General features: G+C 72.6%; 11 protein-coding genes and 1 pseudogene. 7 read left to right on the top strand and 5 right to left on the bottom strand.

The window, feature by feature from the left end; translation table 11 throughout:
- Positions 1-61: 61 nt before the first annotated feature.
- A complete protein-coding gene (locus tag ACIQFU_RS32930; protein ID WP_402556507.1) occupies positions 62-1,129 on the bottom strand; it encodes a hypothetical protein in 1,068 nt (355 codons plus the stop codon).
- A 114-nt stretch (positions 1,130-1,243) separates the two neighbouring features.
- The gene (locus ACIQFU_RS32925; protein WP_402556506.1) at positions 1,244-2,500 is read right to left on the bottom strand and encodes a PP2C family protein-serine/threonine phosphatase; all 1,257 of its coding nucleotides are present in this window, start codon (positions 2,498-2,500) and stop codon (positions 1,244-1,246) included.
- An 81-nt stretch (positions 2,501-2,581) separates the two neighbouring features.
- Here ACIQFU_RS32925 and ACIQFU_RS32920 point away from each other — a divergent pair, with 81 nt between their 5' ends.
- The 3 genes and pseudogenes from ACIQFU_RS32920 to ACIQFU_RS32910 all read left to right on the top strand — a co-directional run.
- A complete protein-coding gene (locus tag ACIQFU_RS32920; RefSeq protein ID WP_402556504.1) occupies positions 2,582-3,061 on the top strand; it encodes a hypothetical protein in 480 nt (159 codons plus the stop codon).
- 72 nt (positions 3,062-3,133) lie between these two features.
- Positions 3,134-4,054 (top strand): hypothetical protein, encoded by a 921-nt coding sequence (locus tag ACIQFU_RS32915; RefSeq protein ID WP_402556502.1) that lies wholly within the window; start codon positions 3,134-3,136, stop codon positions 4,052-4,054.
- Between the two features lie 44 nt (positions 4,055-4,098).
- Positions 4,099-4,388 (top strand): annotated as a pseudogene (locus tag ACIQFU_RS32910) (ADP-ribosylation/crystallin J1); the annotation flags it as partial.
- A 38-nt stretch (positions 4,389-4,426) separates the two neighbouring features.
- Here the strand turns inward: ACIQFU_RS32910 and ACIQFU_RS32905 are convergent.
- Positions 4,427-6,505, bottom strand: coding sequence for a PhoX family protein (locus tag ACIQFU_RS32905; protein ID WP_402556500.1), 2,079 nt, complete (start codon positions 6,503-6,505; stop codon positions 4,427-4,429).
- 264 nt (positions 6,506-6,769) lie between these two features.
- On the opposite strand from ACIQFU_RS32905, the gene ACIQFU_RS32900 reads away from it, so the two are divergent.
- The 3 genes from ACIQFU_RS32900 (at position 6,770) to ACIQFU_RS32890 (ending at position 10,467) form a co-directional block, all read left to right on the top strand.
- Complete coding sequence (locus ACIQFU_RS32900; RefSeq protein ID WP_402556498.1) at positions 6,770-8,266, top strand: VWA domain-containing protein; 1,497 nt, start codon at positions 6,770-6,772, stop codon at positions 8,264-8,266.
- Between the two features lie 117 nt (positions 8,267-8,383).
- Entirely contained in the window at positions 8,384-10,000 is a 1,617-nt protein-coding gene (gene metG / locus ACIQFU_RS32895; RefSeq protein WP_402556496.1) for a methionine--tRNA ligase, read from the top strand.
- 101 nt (positions 10,001-10,101) lie between these two features.
- Complete coding sequence (locus ACIQFU_RS32890) at positions 10,102-10,467, top strand: PH domain-containing protein (RefSeq protein WP_402556494.1); 366 nt, start codon at positions 10,102-10,104, stop codon at positions 10,465-10,467.
- Between the two features lie 76 nt (positions 10,468-10,543).
- Here ACIQFU_RS32890 and aspS read toward each other — a convergent pair whose 3' ends face one another.
- Positions 10,544-12,307 carry an aspartate--tRNA ligase gene (aspS, locus tag ACIQFU_RS32885; protein WP_402556493.1) on the bottom strand — a complete coding sequence of 588 codons (1,764 nt, stop codon included), beginning with the start codon at positions 12,305-12,307 and terminating at the stop codon, positions 10,544-10,546.
- Between the two features lie 185 nt (positions 12,308-12,492).
- Here aspS and ACIQFU_RS32880 point away from each other — a divergent pair, with 185 nt between their 5' ends.
- Positions 12,493-14,658, top strand: coding sequence for a SpoIIE family protein phosphatase (locus ACIQFU_RS32880; RefSeq protein ID WP_402556491.1), 2,166 nt, complete (start codon positions 12,493-12,495; stop codon positions 14,656-14,658).
- Here the strand turns inward: ACIQFU_RS32880 and ACIQFU_RS32875 are convergent.
- Complete coding sequence (locus tag ACIQFU_RS32875; protein WP_402556489.1) at positions 14,589-15,674, bottom strand: AI-2E family transporter; 1,086 nt, start codon at positions 15,672-15,674, stop codon at positions 14,589-14,591. The two genes, ACIQFU_RS32880 and ACIQFU_RS32875, sit on opposite strands and share 70 nt — an antisense overlap.
- Positions 15,675-15,678 lie beyond the last annotated feature (4 nt).

The following is a 15,678-nucleotide window of genomic DNA, read 5'->3' as shown; positions in this document are numbered from 1 at the left end:
CCCGGCCTCCCGGCGGGCCCGGCGCACACCCACCCGCCACCCCGTCGGCCGGGTACCGCGTTCAGCCCTGGGTCTGGAGCCGGCTGAGTTCGCGTCGGACGTGGTCCAGGGCGCCCTCGCGGCGGCCCGGTACACGGCCGCGCAACACCGCGAGCGGCGGGCCCAGTTCGCGGGCGGGTCCGGCGTCGCGGATCCGCCCCCACTGGTGGTGGGCCCGGTCGACGGCCGCCTCCACCGCGGGCGCCTGCGGGGGCTGCCCGGCGCCGAGCCGGGCCTCGGCCACCGTCAGCCAGGCCCGGCAGCTGCGCACCGGGTCCCCCGCGAACATCGCCAGGTCGGCCCGGACCTCCGTCCAGTGCAGCGCGTCCTCGGAGGCGGGTCCGTACGCGTGGGCCGCGGCCCGCTCGTGCCGGGCGGCGAGCGCGTCGGCGTCCCCGTGCCGCCCGGAGCGCACGGCGGCGGCGATGACGGCGTGCGGGTCGCCCGCCACCGGCCCCGGGGACGTCAGCACCAGGTCCGCGCCGGTCGCCGCGCCGTCGGCCGCGGCCCGGGCCAGCGCCTGCTGATGCAGCTCGTCCGGCGGCGGCCGGTGCCCGCTGCGCAGGATCGTCGCGACGCCCCGCATGTACGACGGGACGGCCACCGTCCGCCGTGCGGGCGGCGGCGCGATACGACCGTGCACGGTGTTGTTGCGCCCGCAGTCCAGCGGGTTGGCCCGCAGCCACTGCCAGGTCTCGTGGTCGGCGTGCAGATCGAGCAGCAGCGTCGTCGCGCCGCTCGGCCGCAGCCGCAGCTCCTCGCGGATCCAGTGCCAGGGCAGGGCGGTGTAGCGGACGTTCGCCGGGGTCGTACGGGCCAGCGCCAGGTGCGGCAGGCGCTGGCGCCGGTCCAGCTGGAGCTGCCCGGCGACGTAGACGGTGAGCGGTCCGGGGGCCGCCGCCGCGGCCCGCAGCCGGGTGAGGACGGCCTGCGGCTCCAGCGGGTCGGCCAGTTCGACGACGTTCGCCGTGTCCGTGCCGGAGAGCACGGCGGGCGGCACGGCCGCGAGCACGGGGAGCACGGAGGCGGCGTCCACCAGGCACCCGCGGCCCACGGGCGCCGCCGCGAGCAGCAGCACGGTTCCGGGCATGTCCCCTCCCCCTGTCGGTGCCCTGGGATCCCCGGCGGTCCCTGCCGGTTACCGCGGATCACTGTCGATCACGTACGGCAGCACCGTAACCGCTGCGGCTGCGAAGCGGGGCACTCACCCGTCGGCCGGCTCCTCCCGGCCCGGTGTGCGCCGTACCGCGAAGACGGTGGTGTCGTCGGCCACCCGCCCCCGGCAGTGGCGCAGCGTGCCGTCCCGTACGAGGGACACCAGCCGCGCGGGCGCCGCGTTGCGGGCGTCGGCGGCGACGGCTCGCCCGATGTCGTCGGCGGGCCGGTAGAAGGCGCCGACGGGATCGCGGGCCTCGGTCACCCCGTCGGTGACCAGCAGCAGCGTCTCCTCCGCGGCGAGACGCAGCCGGTGCACCGGCGGTGCCGCCCCCGGCCGGCCCGGTGAGAGATCGGCCATGCCCAGCGGCAGCCCGCCGACGACCGGCAGGGCGCGCACACCGCCGGGCCCGACCGCCAGCGGGGGGTCGTGGCCGAAGACGACGGCCTCCACGGCGTCCGGCAGGCCGGGGGAGAAGCCGATCAGCACGGCGGTGGCGAACCGGTCGCCGTCGGACCGGCCGAGGCCCGCGGTGTGCTCACGGTGGCGCACCATGCGGATCTCCAGGCGCTCGGCGACCGTCGCGAGGTCCGGCTCGTGATAGGCGGCCTCGCGGAAGGTGCCGAGCAGCGCGGCGGCCGTCTCCACCGCGCCCAGCCCCTTGCCCTGCACGTCGCCGACGAGGACCCGGGTGCCGTGCGGACCGGGCTGGATGTCGTAGAAGTCGCCGCCGACCCGTGCCTCGCTGTCCGCGGAGAGGTAGACGGCGGCGTGGTCGAGGCCGCCGAAGCCCACCGGGAGCGGGCGCAGCACGGTACGGCGGGTGGTGTCGGCGATGTCCCGCATGTGCAGCATGCGCCGCTCGCCGCCGACCCGGAACGCGGCGGCCACCACGGCGATGGCACCGCCGAGGACGACCAGGACCAGACCGGGCAGCCCCGTCTCGTCGCGGTGCCGCCAGACGGTGTCGGCCATGATGTAGACGCCGATCGCGAGCACGGCGAAGACGGCCGTCCCCCACACCCCGCAGATCGCGGCGGCGATGCCCGGCACCAGCACCGTCCAGGAGATTATTTCGAAGGCGCCGGTGGTGATGTCGCCCGCGGCGATACCGACGAGCAGGATCAGCGGGAACAGCCAGGCGACACTGCGGCCGCGCACACTGAGAAGCTCGTGCCGGGACACGACGTCGCCCTGACCGGCGGCCTGCACGAGCCGGCCGAGCGGCCGCCACCGGGCGCGCACCGGCCTGCGGACACGACCCCTCACGGGCCCCAGCGAAGCACGTCCCCGGTGGGCCCGCATCCCGACTTGCCGCCCGAGTCGCCCAGGTGTGCCCTGGTAGACGGGGGCAGGGCAGACGGGGCGAGGCAGAGGAGTGCTCTCATGGCTCACGCGGTACCCACAGCCGGAACACCCACCGGTGCCCGCGCCGGCACCGGCCCGGGCACGTCGAGGCGCACGACGCCCGACGTCTTCGGCAAGAAGACCCACCTGCTGATGAAGTGGGCGATGCCCGTCGTGACCGCCCTGGTCTACGGCTACTGGGTCGCGTCCGTGCGCCGCCACGGCGGCCCCATCACCGGCTGGAACCTGCTGATCGGCTTCATGTCGGTGCTCGCGTTCGCCATCCTCTACTTCGCGGTCCGTGAGGTGGCCCGACGGCTGCCGCGCGAGGGGCACGCGGCGCTGTGGGGGGCGTTCGCCGGCAGCGCACTGGGCTTCCTGTACTCGGGCAGCGGCGTCGCCATGTTCACCTGCATCCTCGCGTCCCTGCTGTTCGCGGGGGCGGTGACGGCCGCGCTCGTCTACCACTACTACACCCGCCGGGACGCACAGGCGGACCGGGCCGCCCCCACCACCTGACCGGCTCGTCCCGGGCGGCCATCTGCAGTCACGCCGGTCGCCCCGGGGCGTCGCGAGGGTTTCCCTGGGAGGGTGTTCCCACGCCTCAGGGGCGCCCTCTCGGCCGTCCTGATCGTCCTCTCCGGCCTGCTGGCACCGTGCGCCACGCTGGCCGGCTGGGCCATGCACGGCCCGGCCGACACCGGCCGGTACGTCGCGGCCGTGGCACCGCTCGCCGACGACCCGGACGTACGGGACGCGGCCGCCGACACCCTGGGCTCCGGCTTCGCCGGGATCGTCGACGAGGTCACGGCCGGCCCCGTGAACGGCACCGTGCGGCTCTTCGTGCGGGACGCGGCCCGGTCGTTCACCCGCACCGAGGCCTTCCACGAGGGCTGGGACGCGGCCAACCGGACCGTCCACGCCGCCGTACTGCGCGCCCTGCGCGACGACGGGGCGGCCGGACGCGCGGTCACGGTCGACCTGGCCCCCGTCACCGAACGCGTACGGGACCGGCTCGCCGAGGACCACGTGCCCTTCGCCCGGCGCATCCCGGTCCGGCACACCGCGGTCACCGTGCTCACGGCCCGCCAGGCGGACCGGCTCAGGAAGGGCTACCACGTGCTCGACGTCGCCGCCTTCTGGCTGCCGCTGGCGGCCGTCGTCTTCGCGGTCACCGGCATCGCCGTCGCCGCCTGCCGCCGCCGTGCCGTCGTGGCCGCCGGGATCGGCACCGCCCTCGGCGGAGCGCTGCTCGCCCTCGCCGTCGTGGTCGGCCGCCGGCTCACCGTCGCGGAACTCCCCGGCCCGGTGGACGGCCCCGCCGCGGGCGCCGTCTACGACGCCCTCACCGAAACCCTGCGCACCGCCGCCTGGGTCCTGGTCGGCCTCGGCCTCACGGTCGCCCTGGCCTCCTGGCTCGCCGGGCGGTACGGGCGCCCGCCGCGCCGCCGGTCCCCGGCGAAGCCCGTCACCGAGCCGGCCCCGCCCCGGCCGACGCGCACCGGCCCGTGAAACCGCGTGGCGGGCTCTGACCCGGACGGCTGACGTCGCCGACCATGAACGCCGGGAACGGGACCCCGACCAGGACGACGACGCTGTGGCGTCCCACCGGCCCCGAGGAGCCGGCACGCGTCGAGGCCTCCGGCCGGACGGCCCGGCCCCGCGCCCGCCCGAGCAACCGATCTTCTACCCGGTCCTCGACGAGGACTACGCCGTGCGCATCGCCCGCGACTGGAACGTCCCCGCCTCCGGCTCGGGCCACGTCACCCGCTTCGACGCCGACGCGGAGTTCAACCGGCACACCGTGGGCCGCATCGAGGTCGTACGGGAGTTCCACACGCGGGCGGGGAACTCCCGTGGCTCCCCTTGGGCGGGTGGATCGGCTCAGACGCCGATGTCGCGGCCGTCCGCGCGCCACACCGCCACGACCGCGGGCCGCACGATCTTCCCCGGCCCGTCGGGCCAGGTGCTGGCCGGCTTCTCCACCGAGGCGCCGTCGACCTCGCCCGGGTGCTGCACCGCGACCAGCACCCGCCGGTCCTGGACGAGCGGACCACAGGTCTCCGCGCCGGTCGGCACGGTCAGGAACTGCTTCAGTTCACCGCGCCGGTCGCCCTTGGTCGCGACGCCGAAGAGCCCGTCGTGGCTGCCGAGCGCGTTGCCGTCGGTGGAGATCCACAGGTTGCCGTGGTCGTCGAAGGCGACGTTGTCCGGGCAGGAGACCGGGCTGACCCGGTCCTTCGGGAAACCCGCGAAGTACGTCGCCGGGTCCTCGGGATCACCGGCGACCAGGAACAGCGACCACCCGAAACGCGTGGCGTCGGCCCGGTTCCGGTGCTCGGTCAGCTCCAGGACGTGGCCGTGCTTGTTGGCGTTGCGCGGGTTGGCCTCGTCGGGGCCGGCGTTCGAACCGACGCCGCGGTTGGTGTTGTTGGTGAGGGCGACGTACACCTTGCCGGTCGTCGGCGACGGCTCGATGTCCTCGGGGCGGTCCATCTTGGTCGCGCCGGCCTTGTCCCCGGCCAGCCGCGTGAAGACGCACACCTCCTCGGCGCTCATCCCCTCGACGTGCGAGACGGCACCGCGCTCCGTGGCGGTGACCAGCGGAATCCACGTGCCGCCGCCGTCGAACTCGCCGTCGTGCGGCAGCGTGCCCGTCCCGTCGATCTCGGCGGCCGGGGAGTCGCCGCTGAGCCTGGCGACGTACAGGGTGCCCTCGTCGAGCAGCGAGAGGTTGTGCTCGCGCGCCCAGCGGGAGTTGCCGTGCCGCATCCGCTTGCTGCCGACGAACTTGTAGAAGTAGTCGAAGCGCTCGTCGTCGCCGGTGTAGACGACCGGCCGCCCGTCGGGCGTCAGCCGCACGGTCGCGGCCTCGTGCTTGAACCGGCCGAGCGCGGTGTGCTTGCGCGGCGTCGAGTCCGGGTCGTACGGGTCCAGCTCGACGACGTACCCGAACCGGTGCACCTCGTTCGGCTCCCGGGCGACGTCGAACCGCTTGTCGAACCGCTCCCACTTGCGCTCGGTGGCGCCGGTCCCGATCCCGTACCGCTTGTCGGTGTCCCGGCCGCCGCCCGCGAAGTACTGGTTGAAGTTCTCCTCGCCGTGCAGCGTCGTGCCCCACGGGGTGGTGCCGCCGGAGCAGTTGTTGAGGGTGCCGAGCACCTTGCGGCCGGTGCGGTCGGCGGAGGTCTTCACCAGGTCGGATCCGGCGGCCGGGCCGGTCAGCCGGAACTCGGTGGTGGCGGTGACCCGCCGGTTGAGCCGATGCCGCGACACCGGCGTCAGCCGCCCGCTCCTCCTCTCCTCCGCCACGGCGACGACGGACAGCCCGTGCGCGGCCCAAGCGGTCTCGACCTGCTCGCGGGTCGGGTTCTCGGGGTCGTAGCCGCGGAACATGAGCACTTCGTCGGTGTACTCGTGGTTGGCGACGAGGAGCTGGCGGTCGTGCTCGCCCCGCAGCGGCAGCAGCGCGAGGAAGTCGTTGTTGTACCCGAACTGTCCGGCCTGCGCCCCGGCGCTCTGTTTCTCCGGGTCGAAGGCGGGCGCCCCGCGCAGAATGGGCTCACCCCAGCGGATGACGACGTCCTGCCGGTACCCCTCCGGGACGGTCACGGTGTCGTCGGTGTTGGGCGCGACGGGCGCGAACCGCAGCCCGCGCGCACCGGACGCCTTGGAGGGCCTCCCGTGCCCCTTTCCGGCCGTGGGCGCGGCCTGCGCCGACGGCGCCCCCGCCACGCCCACGGCCCCGGCGCCCGCCGCGGCGACGGTCACGACGGCGGCGGCCCGCATCATGGAACGGCGGCTGAGCGCACCGGCGATGACGTCCCCGACGTACTCGTTGGTGCTGGTGTTCGGCACCTCGTGGAAGCAGGCGTCACCGCACCGGAAACGGCAGGTCATCGCGGACCGGCCACCGGGGTGCGAACCGGACGGCGTTCCGATCAACGGCAGGAGCTTGCGCACTGTGTTCTCCCCTTGAGAATCCCTGTATGCCCTTGGTGTCAGCGCGACCGTAGGCGCACATACGTGCGGGGACCGGGCGTCGCGGTGAACGGGCAGTGAACCCACGGAATCCGCGGGGGTCTCAGGACGACGTCTCGATCCGGCCTTGACGCGTCACCGCCCGCATGTCAGACCCTGCACAAGATCACAAGCCGGGACCGCTAACCTTACGTGTCCGTCCTGGCCAGGGATTGACGGCATCAACTCACCCGAAGGGTTGCGCACATGGGCATTCTCACTCTCCTGCGGAACGCGTTCGGCCGGTCACGCAAGGAACGGGCCGCTCAGGCGGAGGGTGCGGCGCAGGAGACGGCACCGCCGGTCACCGCGCCGGAGCCGAAGCTCCCGTCCCAGCCCGCCGCACCCACGGAACCGGCCGAGCCCGCTGCCCGGCCGGAGTCCTCCCAGATCCCCGAGCCCCGCTCGGAACCCACCCCCGACGAGCACGACCTCGTCAAGGCCGCCTTCACCAACATCACGGTCCCCAAGCCAACGGAAGCCCCCTCAAACCCGACGGCAGAGCCAAAGCCGAAGGCAGAACCCGAACCCCAGACGAAGCCCAAGCCCGAGACCAAGTCGGAGCCGGAGCCCGAGGCGAAGGCAGAGCCGAAGGCGAAGCCGGACTCGGAGCCGGAGTCGGAGCCGACGGCCAAGGCTGAGCCCGAGGCGAAGGCAGAGGCGAAGGCCAAGCCGGAGTCGGAGTCGGAGCCGAAGGCCAAGGCTGAGGCGAAGGCAGAGCCGCAGGCCAAGCCGGACTCGGAGCCGAAGCCGAAGCCAGAGGCGAAGGTGGTACCGAAGCCGGCGCCCAAGGCCGAGGCGAAGCCGGAGTCGGAGACCGAGGCTGAGCCCGAGGCGGAGCCGAAGGCCACCCCCGAACCCGCAGCCGCCGACGGCGAGGACGCCCCACAGGGGCCACCCGCACCCGACAACGAAACCGGCACGGGCGGTGCGGGTGGGAACACGGACGCCGAGGGCGAAGCCGAGGCGACCCCCGCCCCCACCCAGCCGGAGGCACCCCGTGGGAACACGGACGCCGAAGGCGAAGCCGAGGCGTCGAAGCCGGCCACAACCCCCGCAAGGCTCCGCGCCAAGGCCCCCACCCTCACCACCGCCTACAAGGCCGCCGCCACCGCCCTCAAGAAGCACGACCTCACCGGCACCCGCGCCAAGGTCCACCTCGTCCTCGACCGCTCCGCCTCCATGCGCCCGTACTACAAGGACGGCTCCGCCCAGGCCCTCGCCGAGCAGACCCTCGCCCTCGCCGCCCACCTGGACCCCGAGGCCACGGTCCACGTCACGTTCTTCTCCACGGAAGTGGACGGCACCGGCGACCTCACCCTCACCGACCACGAGAACAAGATCGACGAGCTGCACGCAGCGCTGGGCCGCATGGGCCGCACCAGCTACCACGCCGCCGTCGAGGCCGTCCTCGCCCACCTCACCGAACACGCACCCCCCGGCACCCCCGCCCTGGTGGTCTTCCAGACCGACGGCGCCCCCGACGCCAAGACCCCCGCCACCCAGTCCCTCACCGACGCGGCGGCGAACCACCCGGACGTCCACTTCTCCTTCGTCGCCTTCGGCGACCCGGAGAACAAGGCCTTCGACTACCTCCGCAAGCTCAAGACGGGCAACGCCTCCCACTTCCTGGCCGGCGAGAGCCCGAAGGAGCTCACCGACAAGGAGCTGTACGAGGGCGTACTGGCCACCTGGCGCCCGTAACCGGACCCGCCGGCCGCACGCACGGCCCTTTCGGGGGGGGTGGACGAGGGGAACCCCCTCGTCCACCCCCCGAAACGCGTGTGAGCCGATCTCCGCGGGCCCAGTAGGATTTCGACCATGGCGGCCACTGGAAACGAGAAGCAGGGGGCGAAGGCGTACTACGTCTCGACCCCCATCTACTACGTCAACGACGCTCCTCACCTGGGCCACGCCTATACGACCGTCGCAGGCGACGTGCTCACCCGCTGGCACCGCCAGCGCGGTGAGAAGGTGTGGTACCTCACCGGCACGGACGAGCACGGTCAGAAGATCATGCGTACGGCCGAGGCGAACGGGGTCACCCCGCAGGCCTGGGCCGACAGGCTCGTCACGGAGTCCTGGAAGCCCCTGTGGGAGCACCTGGAGATCGCGAACGACGACTTCATCCGCACCACGCAGAAGCGGCACACCGACCGCGTCCAGGAGTTCGTGCAGGACCTGTACGACAAGGGCGAGATCTACAAGGGCGGCTACGAGGGCCCGTACTGCGTGGGCTGCGAGGAGTACAAGCTCCCCGGCGAGCTGCTCGACGGCGAGGGCGAGTACGCGGGCCAGAAGCTGTGCCCGATCCACAAGAAGCCGGTGGAGATCCTCAGCGAGGAGAACTACTTCTTCAAGCTGAGCGAGTACAGCGAGAAGCTGCTCGCGCACTACGAGGCCAACCCGGGCTTCATCCAGCCGGAGTCCGCGCGCAACGAGGTCGTGAACTTCGTCCGCCAGGGCCTGCAGGACCTCTCCATCTCCCGCTCGACCTTCGACTGGGGCGTGCCGGTCCCCTGGGACGACAAGCACGTCATCTACGTGTGGGTCGACGCCCTGCTGAACTACGCCACGGCGGTCGGCTACAACGAGAACCCGGAGAAGTTCGAGTCGACGTTCCCCGCCGACGTCCACCTGGTCGGCAAGGACATCCTCCGCTTCCACGCGATCATCTGGCCGGCCATGCTGATGGCGCAGGGCCTGCCCCTGCCGGGGAAGGTCGCCGCGAACGGCTGGCTGATGGTCGGCGGCGAGAAGATGTCGAAGTCCAACCTGACCGGCATCAAGCCGCAGGACCTCACCACGCACTTCGGCGTGGACGCGTACCGCTGGTACTTCCTGCGCGCGATCGCGTTCGGCCAGGACGGCTCGTTCTCCTGGGAGGACTTCTCCGCCCGCTACACCAGTGAGCTGGCCAACGACTACGGCAACCTCGCCTCCCGCGTGGCGGCCATGGTCAACAAGTACTTCGGCGGCGAGCTGCCGGCCGCGACGGCCGACGGGGACGCGGAACAGGCGATCCACGACGGCCTGACCGGGGCGGTCACGGAGGCGGACCGGAAGATCGGCGAGGAGCTGGACTTCCAGGGCGGCATCCTGGCGGTCTTCGACTTCGTCAAGCAGGTCAACGGCTACATCACCGAGCAGGAGCCCTGGAAGGTCGCGAAGGACGACTCTCCGGAGGGCAGGGCCCGTCTGGCGACGATCCTCTACACGGCCGCCGAGTCCCTGCGCGCCGTGGCGGTCCTCCTCAACCCGATCATGCCGGACACCTCCCAGAAGCTCTGGGACTCCCTCGGCGCCGAGCCCTCCCTGGGCGCCCTCGCGGACCAGCCGGTCCAGGACGCGGCGGACTGGGGCCGGCTGCCCGCCGGCGCCACGGTCACCAAGGGCGCGGTGCTCTTCCCGCGTCTCGAGGAGAAGCCGACGGCGTAACGCGCTCGCTACGGCAGGGGCCCGGGAGAGGCGGAAGCTTCTCCCGGGCCCCCGCGTTTGCGAAGATCGAACGAAGCACCGGCTCACGTGGGGGGACATCCATGGCACTCTTCGGCAACGCGCACAGCATCGACCCGGGCCAGGCCCAACAGGAGTACGCGCGTCTGCTCGGCCACGGCGAGCAGGTCCACGCCGCCTACCTGCTGATCCGCGACACCATCCTGTTCACCGACCGGCGTCTGATCCTGGTCGACAAGCAGGGCATCACCGGCAAGAAGACCGAGTACCACTCGATCCCGTACCGCAGCATCACGCACTTCGCGGTCGAGACGGCCGGCCACTTCGACCTCGACGCCGAACTGAAGATCTGGCTCTCCGGCAGCGCGGCCCCGATCCAGAAGACCTTCACCAAGGGCGTCGACATCTACGAGGTCCAGGCGATCCTCACCCAGTTCGTGGCGCGCTAGACCGCCCCGGGACACGCGGCGGAACGGGCGAGGGGCCCGGCATCGATCACGATGCCGGGCCCCTCCTCCGCGCCGGCTACTTCGGCTGCGGCTTGCGCACCGAAAGGTGCAGTTCCCTCAGCCGGGTCTCCTCCAGCTCGGTCGGGGCGCCCATCATCAGGTCCTGGGCGTTGCCGTTGAGCGGAAAGGCGATCGTCTCGCGGATGTTGGGCTCGTCGGCCAGCAGCATGACGATGCGGTCGACGCCGGGGGCGATGCCGCCGTGCGGCGGGGCGCCGAAGCGGAAGGCGCGCAGCATGCCGGCGAACTCGCGCTCGACGGTCTCCGCGTCGTAGCCCGCGATCTCGAAGGCCTTGAGCATGATCTCCGGCTCGTGGTTCCGGATGGCGCCGGAGGACAGCTCGACGCCGTTGCAGACGATGTCGTACTGCCAGGCCAGGATGTCCAGCGGGTCCTGGTTCTCCAGGGCGTCCATGCCGCCCTGCGGCATCGAGAAGGGGTTGTGGGAGAAGTCGATCTTCCCCGTCTCCTCGTCCTTCTCGTACATCGGGAAGTCGACGATCCAGCAGAAGCGGAAGACGTTCTCCTCGAAGTGCCCGGCACGGCGGGCGGCCTCGACGCGGACCGCGCCCATGATCTTCGAGACCTCGTCGAACTCGCCCGCGCCGAAGAACACCGCGTGGCCGGGGGCCAGGGAGAGCCGCTTGGTCAGCTCCGCGACGTTGGCCTCGGTGAGGAACTTCGCGATCGGGCCGGACAGCTTGCCGTCCTCGCCGACGCGGACCCAGGCCAGGCCCTTGGCGCCCTGCGAGACCGCGTAGTCGCCGAGCTGGTCGAAGAACTTGCGGGGCTGCGCCGAGACGTCCGGGACGGGCAGCGCGCGCACGTGCTTGCCGGCGAAGGCCTTGAACTCCGAGCCCTCGAAGACGTCGGTGATGTCGACCAGCTCCAGCTGGGCGCGCAGGTCCGGCTTGTCGGAGCCGTACTTCAGCATCGCCTCGCGGAACGGGATCCTCGGGAACGGCGAGGTCACGTGTCGACCGTTGCCGAACTCCTCGAACAGCTCCGTCATGAGCTGCTCGATGGGCCGGAAGACGTCCTCCTGCTCGACGAAGCTCATCTCGACGTCGAGCTGGTAGAACTCCCCCGGCGAGCGGTCGGCGCGGGCGTCCTCGTCGCGGAAGCAGGGCGCGATCTGGAAGTACCGGTCGAAGCCCGAGATCATCAGCAGCTGCTTGAACTGCTGCGGCGCCTGCGGGAGGGCGTAGAAGCGGCCCGCGTGCAGACGGGAGGGCACCACGAAGTCGCGGGCGCCCTCGGGGGAGGTGGCGGTGAGGATGGGCGTCGCCATCTCGTTGAAGCCGAGGGCCACCATCTTGCTGCGGATCGAGGAGATGACCGACGTGCGCAGCATGATGTTGCGGTGCATGCGCTCGCGGCGCAGGTCCAGGAAGCGGTACTCCAGGCGCCGCTCCTCGTTGACCCCGTCCTCGGTGTTGATGGTGAAGGGCAGCGGCTGGGCGGCGCCGAGCAGCTCGACCTCGCCCACCTCGACCTCGACCTCGCCGGTGGGCAGGTCGGGGTTGATGTTGTCGGCGCCGCGGGAGACGACCTTGCCGTCGACCCGGACGGTCGATTCCTTGGTCAGCTTGTCCAGCGCCTCGTAGGCCTCCGTGCCCGGACGGGCGACGAGCTGCGTGATGCCGTAGTGATCGCGCAGATCGATGAAGAGGATGCCGCCCAGGTCGCGCCGATTGTGCAGCCAGCCACTCAGTCGGACGTCGGTGCCGACGTCAGAGGAGCGGAGCTCGCCGCAGGTGTGGGACCTGTACCGATGCATCGTCGTTCATCCAGCCTTCGCGGATCGGGGATGGTGTTTCGCGTTTCACGTGAAACAACCCCAGCGTACCGGGCAGCCATGCCTGCCTTCTTCCCCATTGACGCGCCCCGGGGTCGCCCCCGGAGCCGGTCCGGCGCCTCGGCGACCGGTGGCAGTGTCCGATCACCTCTTCTTAAAGTGGGGCAATGCGTACTGGTGAGCCCCTGCCCGAGGTGGGGGACGTCCTTGCCGCCCTCGCGACCGGACTGTGGCACTGGGACACCGCCACGGGAGAGGTCACGGTGGACGGAGAGGCCGCCCGCCTGCTCGGCCTGCCCGCCGAACCGGCGACCCTCACCGAGGCGCAGGTGCGGGCCCGGCTGCATCCGGTGGACTGGAACGAGATCACCGGGGTGGTCCAGCTCGCCGTCGCCGAGGGCACCCTCGCCGAGGTCCGCATCCGGATCATGGACGAGCGCGGCCATGTCGTCCGGGTCGTGCGCAGCCGCTCCAAGCCCTCCTTCGACCCCGTGCGCAAGGCGTACGTGCTGACCGGCACCCTCCAGGAGGTCGCCGAGCCGAGACCGGGCACCCCCGCCGGGCGCAGCGCGGTCACCGGCGAGTGGCGCCGCTCCCGGGAGGCCTTTCTGCTGGACGCGGGCCGGGCGCTGGCCGAGGCGCGGTCCACCGAGGAGGTGCTGCGGGTCGCGGCCGGGCTGTCGATGCCGGGCTTCTCCCCGGACGGCCTCGCGGTGTTCGGGGTGTCGGGGGACCGGCTGACCGTCATCGGCCACCACGGGCAGCCGGAGAACGACATGAACCCGTTCGTCGACATGCCGCTGGAGACGGACTACCCGGCCGCCGAGGTGGTGCGCAACGGCCGGGCCGTCTATCTCTCCTCCCCCGGGCAGTACCGGTCCCGCTACCCCCTCACCTGGCCGCTCGCCGAGCGCTTCGGCCGCCGTTCCTGGGCCTTCCTCCCCCTGACGGTGTCGGGCCGCACCATGGGCGCCTGGATGGCGGCCTTCACCTACCCGGTCGCCTTCACGCCCGACGAGCGCTCCGTGCTGACCACGGTGGCACGGATGCTGGCCCAGGCGCTGTCCCGGGCGGGGGCCGCCGAGAACCAGCGGGAGCTGGCCGAGGGGCTGCAGCGCTCCATGCTGCCCATGCTCGGCCCGGAGATCCCCGGCATGGACGTCGCCGCCCGCTACGTCCCCACCGGTGGCGGCCTCCAGGTCGGCGGCGACTGGTACGACATGATCCCGCTGCCCGGGGGCCGCTTCGCGCTGGTGATCGGCGACGTCCAGGGGCACGACGTGCGGGCGGCCGGGCTGATGGGCCAGCTGCGCATCGCCCTGCGCGCCTACGCCTCCGAGGGCCACCGCCCCGACGCGGTGCTCGCCCGCGCCTCCCACTTCTTCCACGGCCTCGCCGCGTCCGAGCCCGACCCCGGCGACCTGCGCTTCGCGACCTGCTACTACGCCGAGGTCGACCCCGCCACCGGCACCGTGGAGAGCGCCCGCGCGGGGCATCTGGACCCGGTCGTGCGCATGGCGGACGGTACGGCGCTGATCCTCGCCACGGCGGGCGGGCTGCCGCTGGGCATCGACCCGGACTCCGACTATCCGACGACGTGCCTCGCCCTGGAACCCGGGGACACCCTGATGCTGTGCACGGACGGCCTGGTCGAGACCGGCGGCCACGATCTGCAGAGCGGCTGGCACCGCCTGCGGGTGATCCTGGAGGAGCACGCAGGCGGCCTGGAGGAGCTGGCCGACGCACTGGTCCAGGCCGTGCACGGTCCCTCCTCGCACCACACCGTCGGCCCGCTGTCCGACCGCCGCGAGGACGACATCGCGCTGGTGCTGCTGTGCCGGCAGGGCGAGGGCTGCGGCTGCGGCGAATCCACCGCGATCCGGGCGCCGGTGCGCCGCACGATGCTGACGGTCGCCCAGGCCGAGCCGGCGCGGATCGCCACCGCCCGGCAGCACCTGCGCGACCTGCTGCACGACTGGCCGGGCGAGGAGCAGCGGGACGCGGCGGTGCTGCTCCTCTCGGAGATGCTGACGAACGTCCTGGTCCACACCGACACCAACGCCCTGCTCGTCGCCGAAGTGGTCGGGGAGCCGGGCGAGCGGCGGATCCGGGTCGAGGTCACCGACAACGGCTACGACCTGCCGCACAAGCGCAGGCCGGGGGAGATGGCGTCCTCAGGACGCGGGCTGATGCTGGTCGAGCTGCTCGCGGACGCGTGGGGGGTCGTCCCGCGCGGCGAGGGCAAGAGCATCTGGTACGAGATCTACGAGTCCGCGGCCCCGGACGACGCCTGCGGCCCCGCGTCCGGCCCTGAGGCGGCCGAGGCCCCGTAGCGTCCCTGGAGTTCGTGCACGATCCCGAACGCCGCCGCGGTCAGGGGCACAGCGAGGAGCATCCCCAGGATGCCCGCCACTGAGGCGCCCGCGGTGAGCGCGAGCAGTACGACGGCCGGGTGCATCTGGACGGTGCGGCTCTGGATCGCCGGCTGGAGCACGTGGCCCTCCAGCACCTGCACGGCCAGCACCACGCCCAGCGCCCACAGCGCGATGACGAACCCCCGGTCGGCCAGCGCCACCAGCACGGCGACGGCACCGGAGATGAACGCGCCGAGGTAGGGGATGTAGGCGCCGACGAAGACCAGCGCCCCGAGCCCGACCGCGCCGGGGACGCGCAGGACGAGCAGTCCGACCGTGATGCAGACCGCGTCGATGAGGGCGATCAGGGTGGTGCCCCGCATGAAGCCCTCGACGGCCCCGAACGCCCGCCGGGCCATGGCCTCGACCATGTCGGCGCCGCCGGGCGGGGCGACGGCCCGCACCGTGCCGACGGCCCGGTCGGAGTCGCGCAGGAAGAAGAAGACGAGCAGCAGCGCGAGGACGGCCATGGCCAGCATCTCGCCGGCGACGCTGATCCCGCTGACCACGCCCGACGCGGCCGTACCGCCGAACTTGCCGAGCAGCTCACGCGCGTTGGAGGCGACGTCGTCCAGCGAGGTCCCGGCCGCGCCGAAGTGCTCGGCGACGCCCTTCGCCGCGTCGCGGAGCGAGGCGACGATCTGGTCGCCGGTCTCGACGAGCGCGGAGACGACGATGTACACGGCCCCGCCGACCACGGCCAGCACGGCGGCGCAGGTCAGCCCGGCGGCCAGCGACCGCTGCACGTGGGCCTTCACCAGCCGCCGGTGCAGCGGTCTGAGCAGGGCGGTGCCGAGCAGTGCGAGCAGCGCCGGAGTCACCGCGGTGCGCAACTCGACGCAGAGCCGGATCGCGACGTAGGCGACACCGCTGGCGAGCAGGATGACGGCGCACCAGGCGGCGAACCGGCGCACCGGACCGGGGAGCAGCTGCACGTGC

The organism is Streptomyces sp. NPDC093065, assembly GCF_044754585.1.
Taxonomy (GTDB): domain Bacteria; phylum Actinomycetota; class Actinomycetes; order Streptomycetales; family Streptomycetaceae; genus Streptomyces.
Note: the sequence above shows the minus strand (reverse complement) of the source record. Positions and strands in the feature narration are given on the sequence as shown.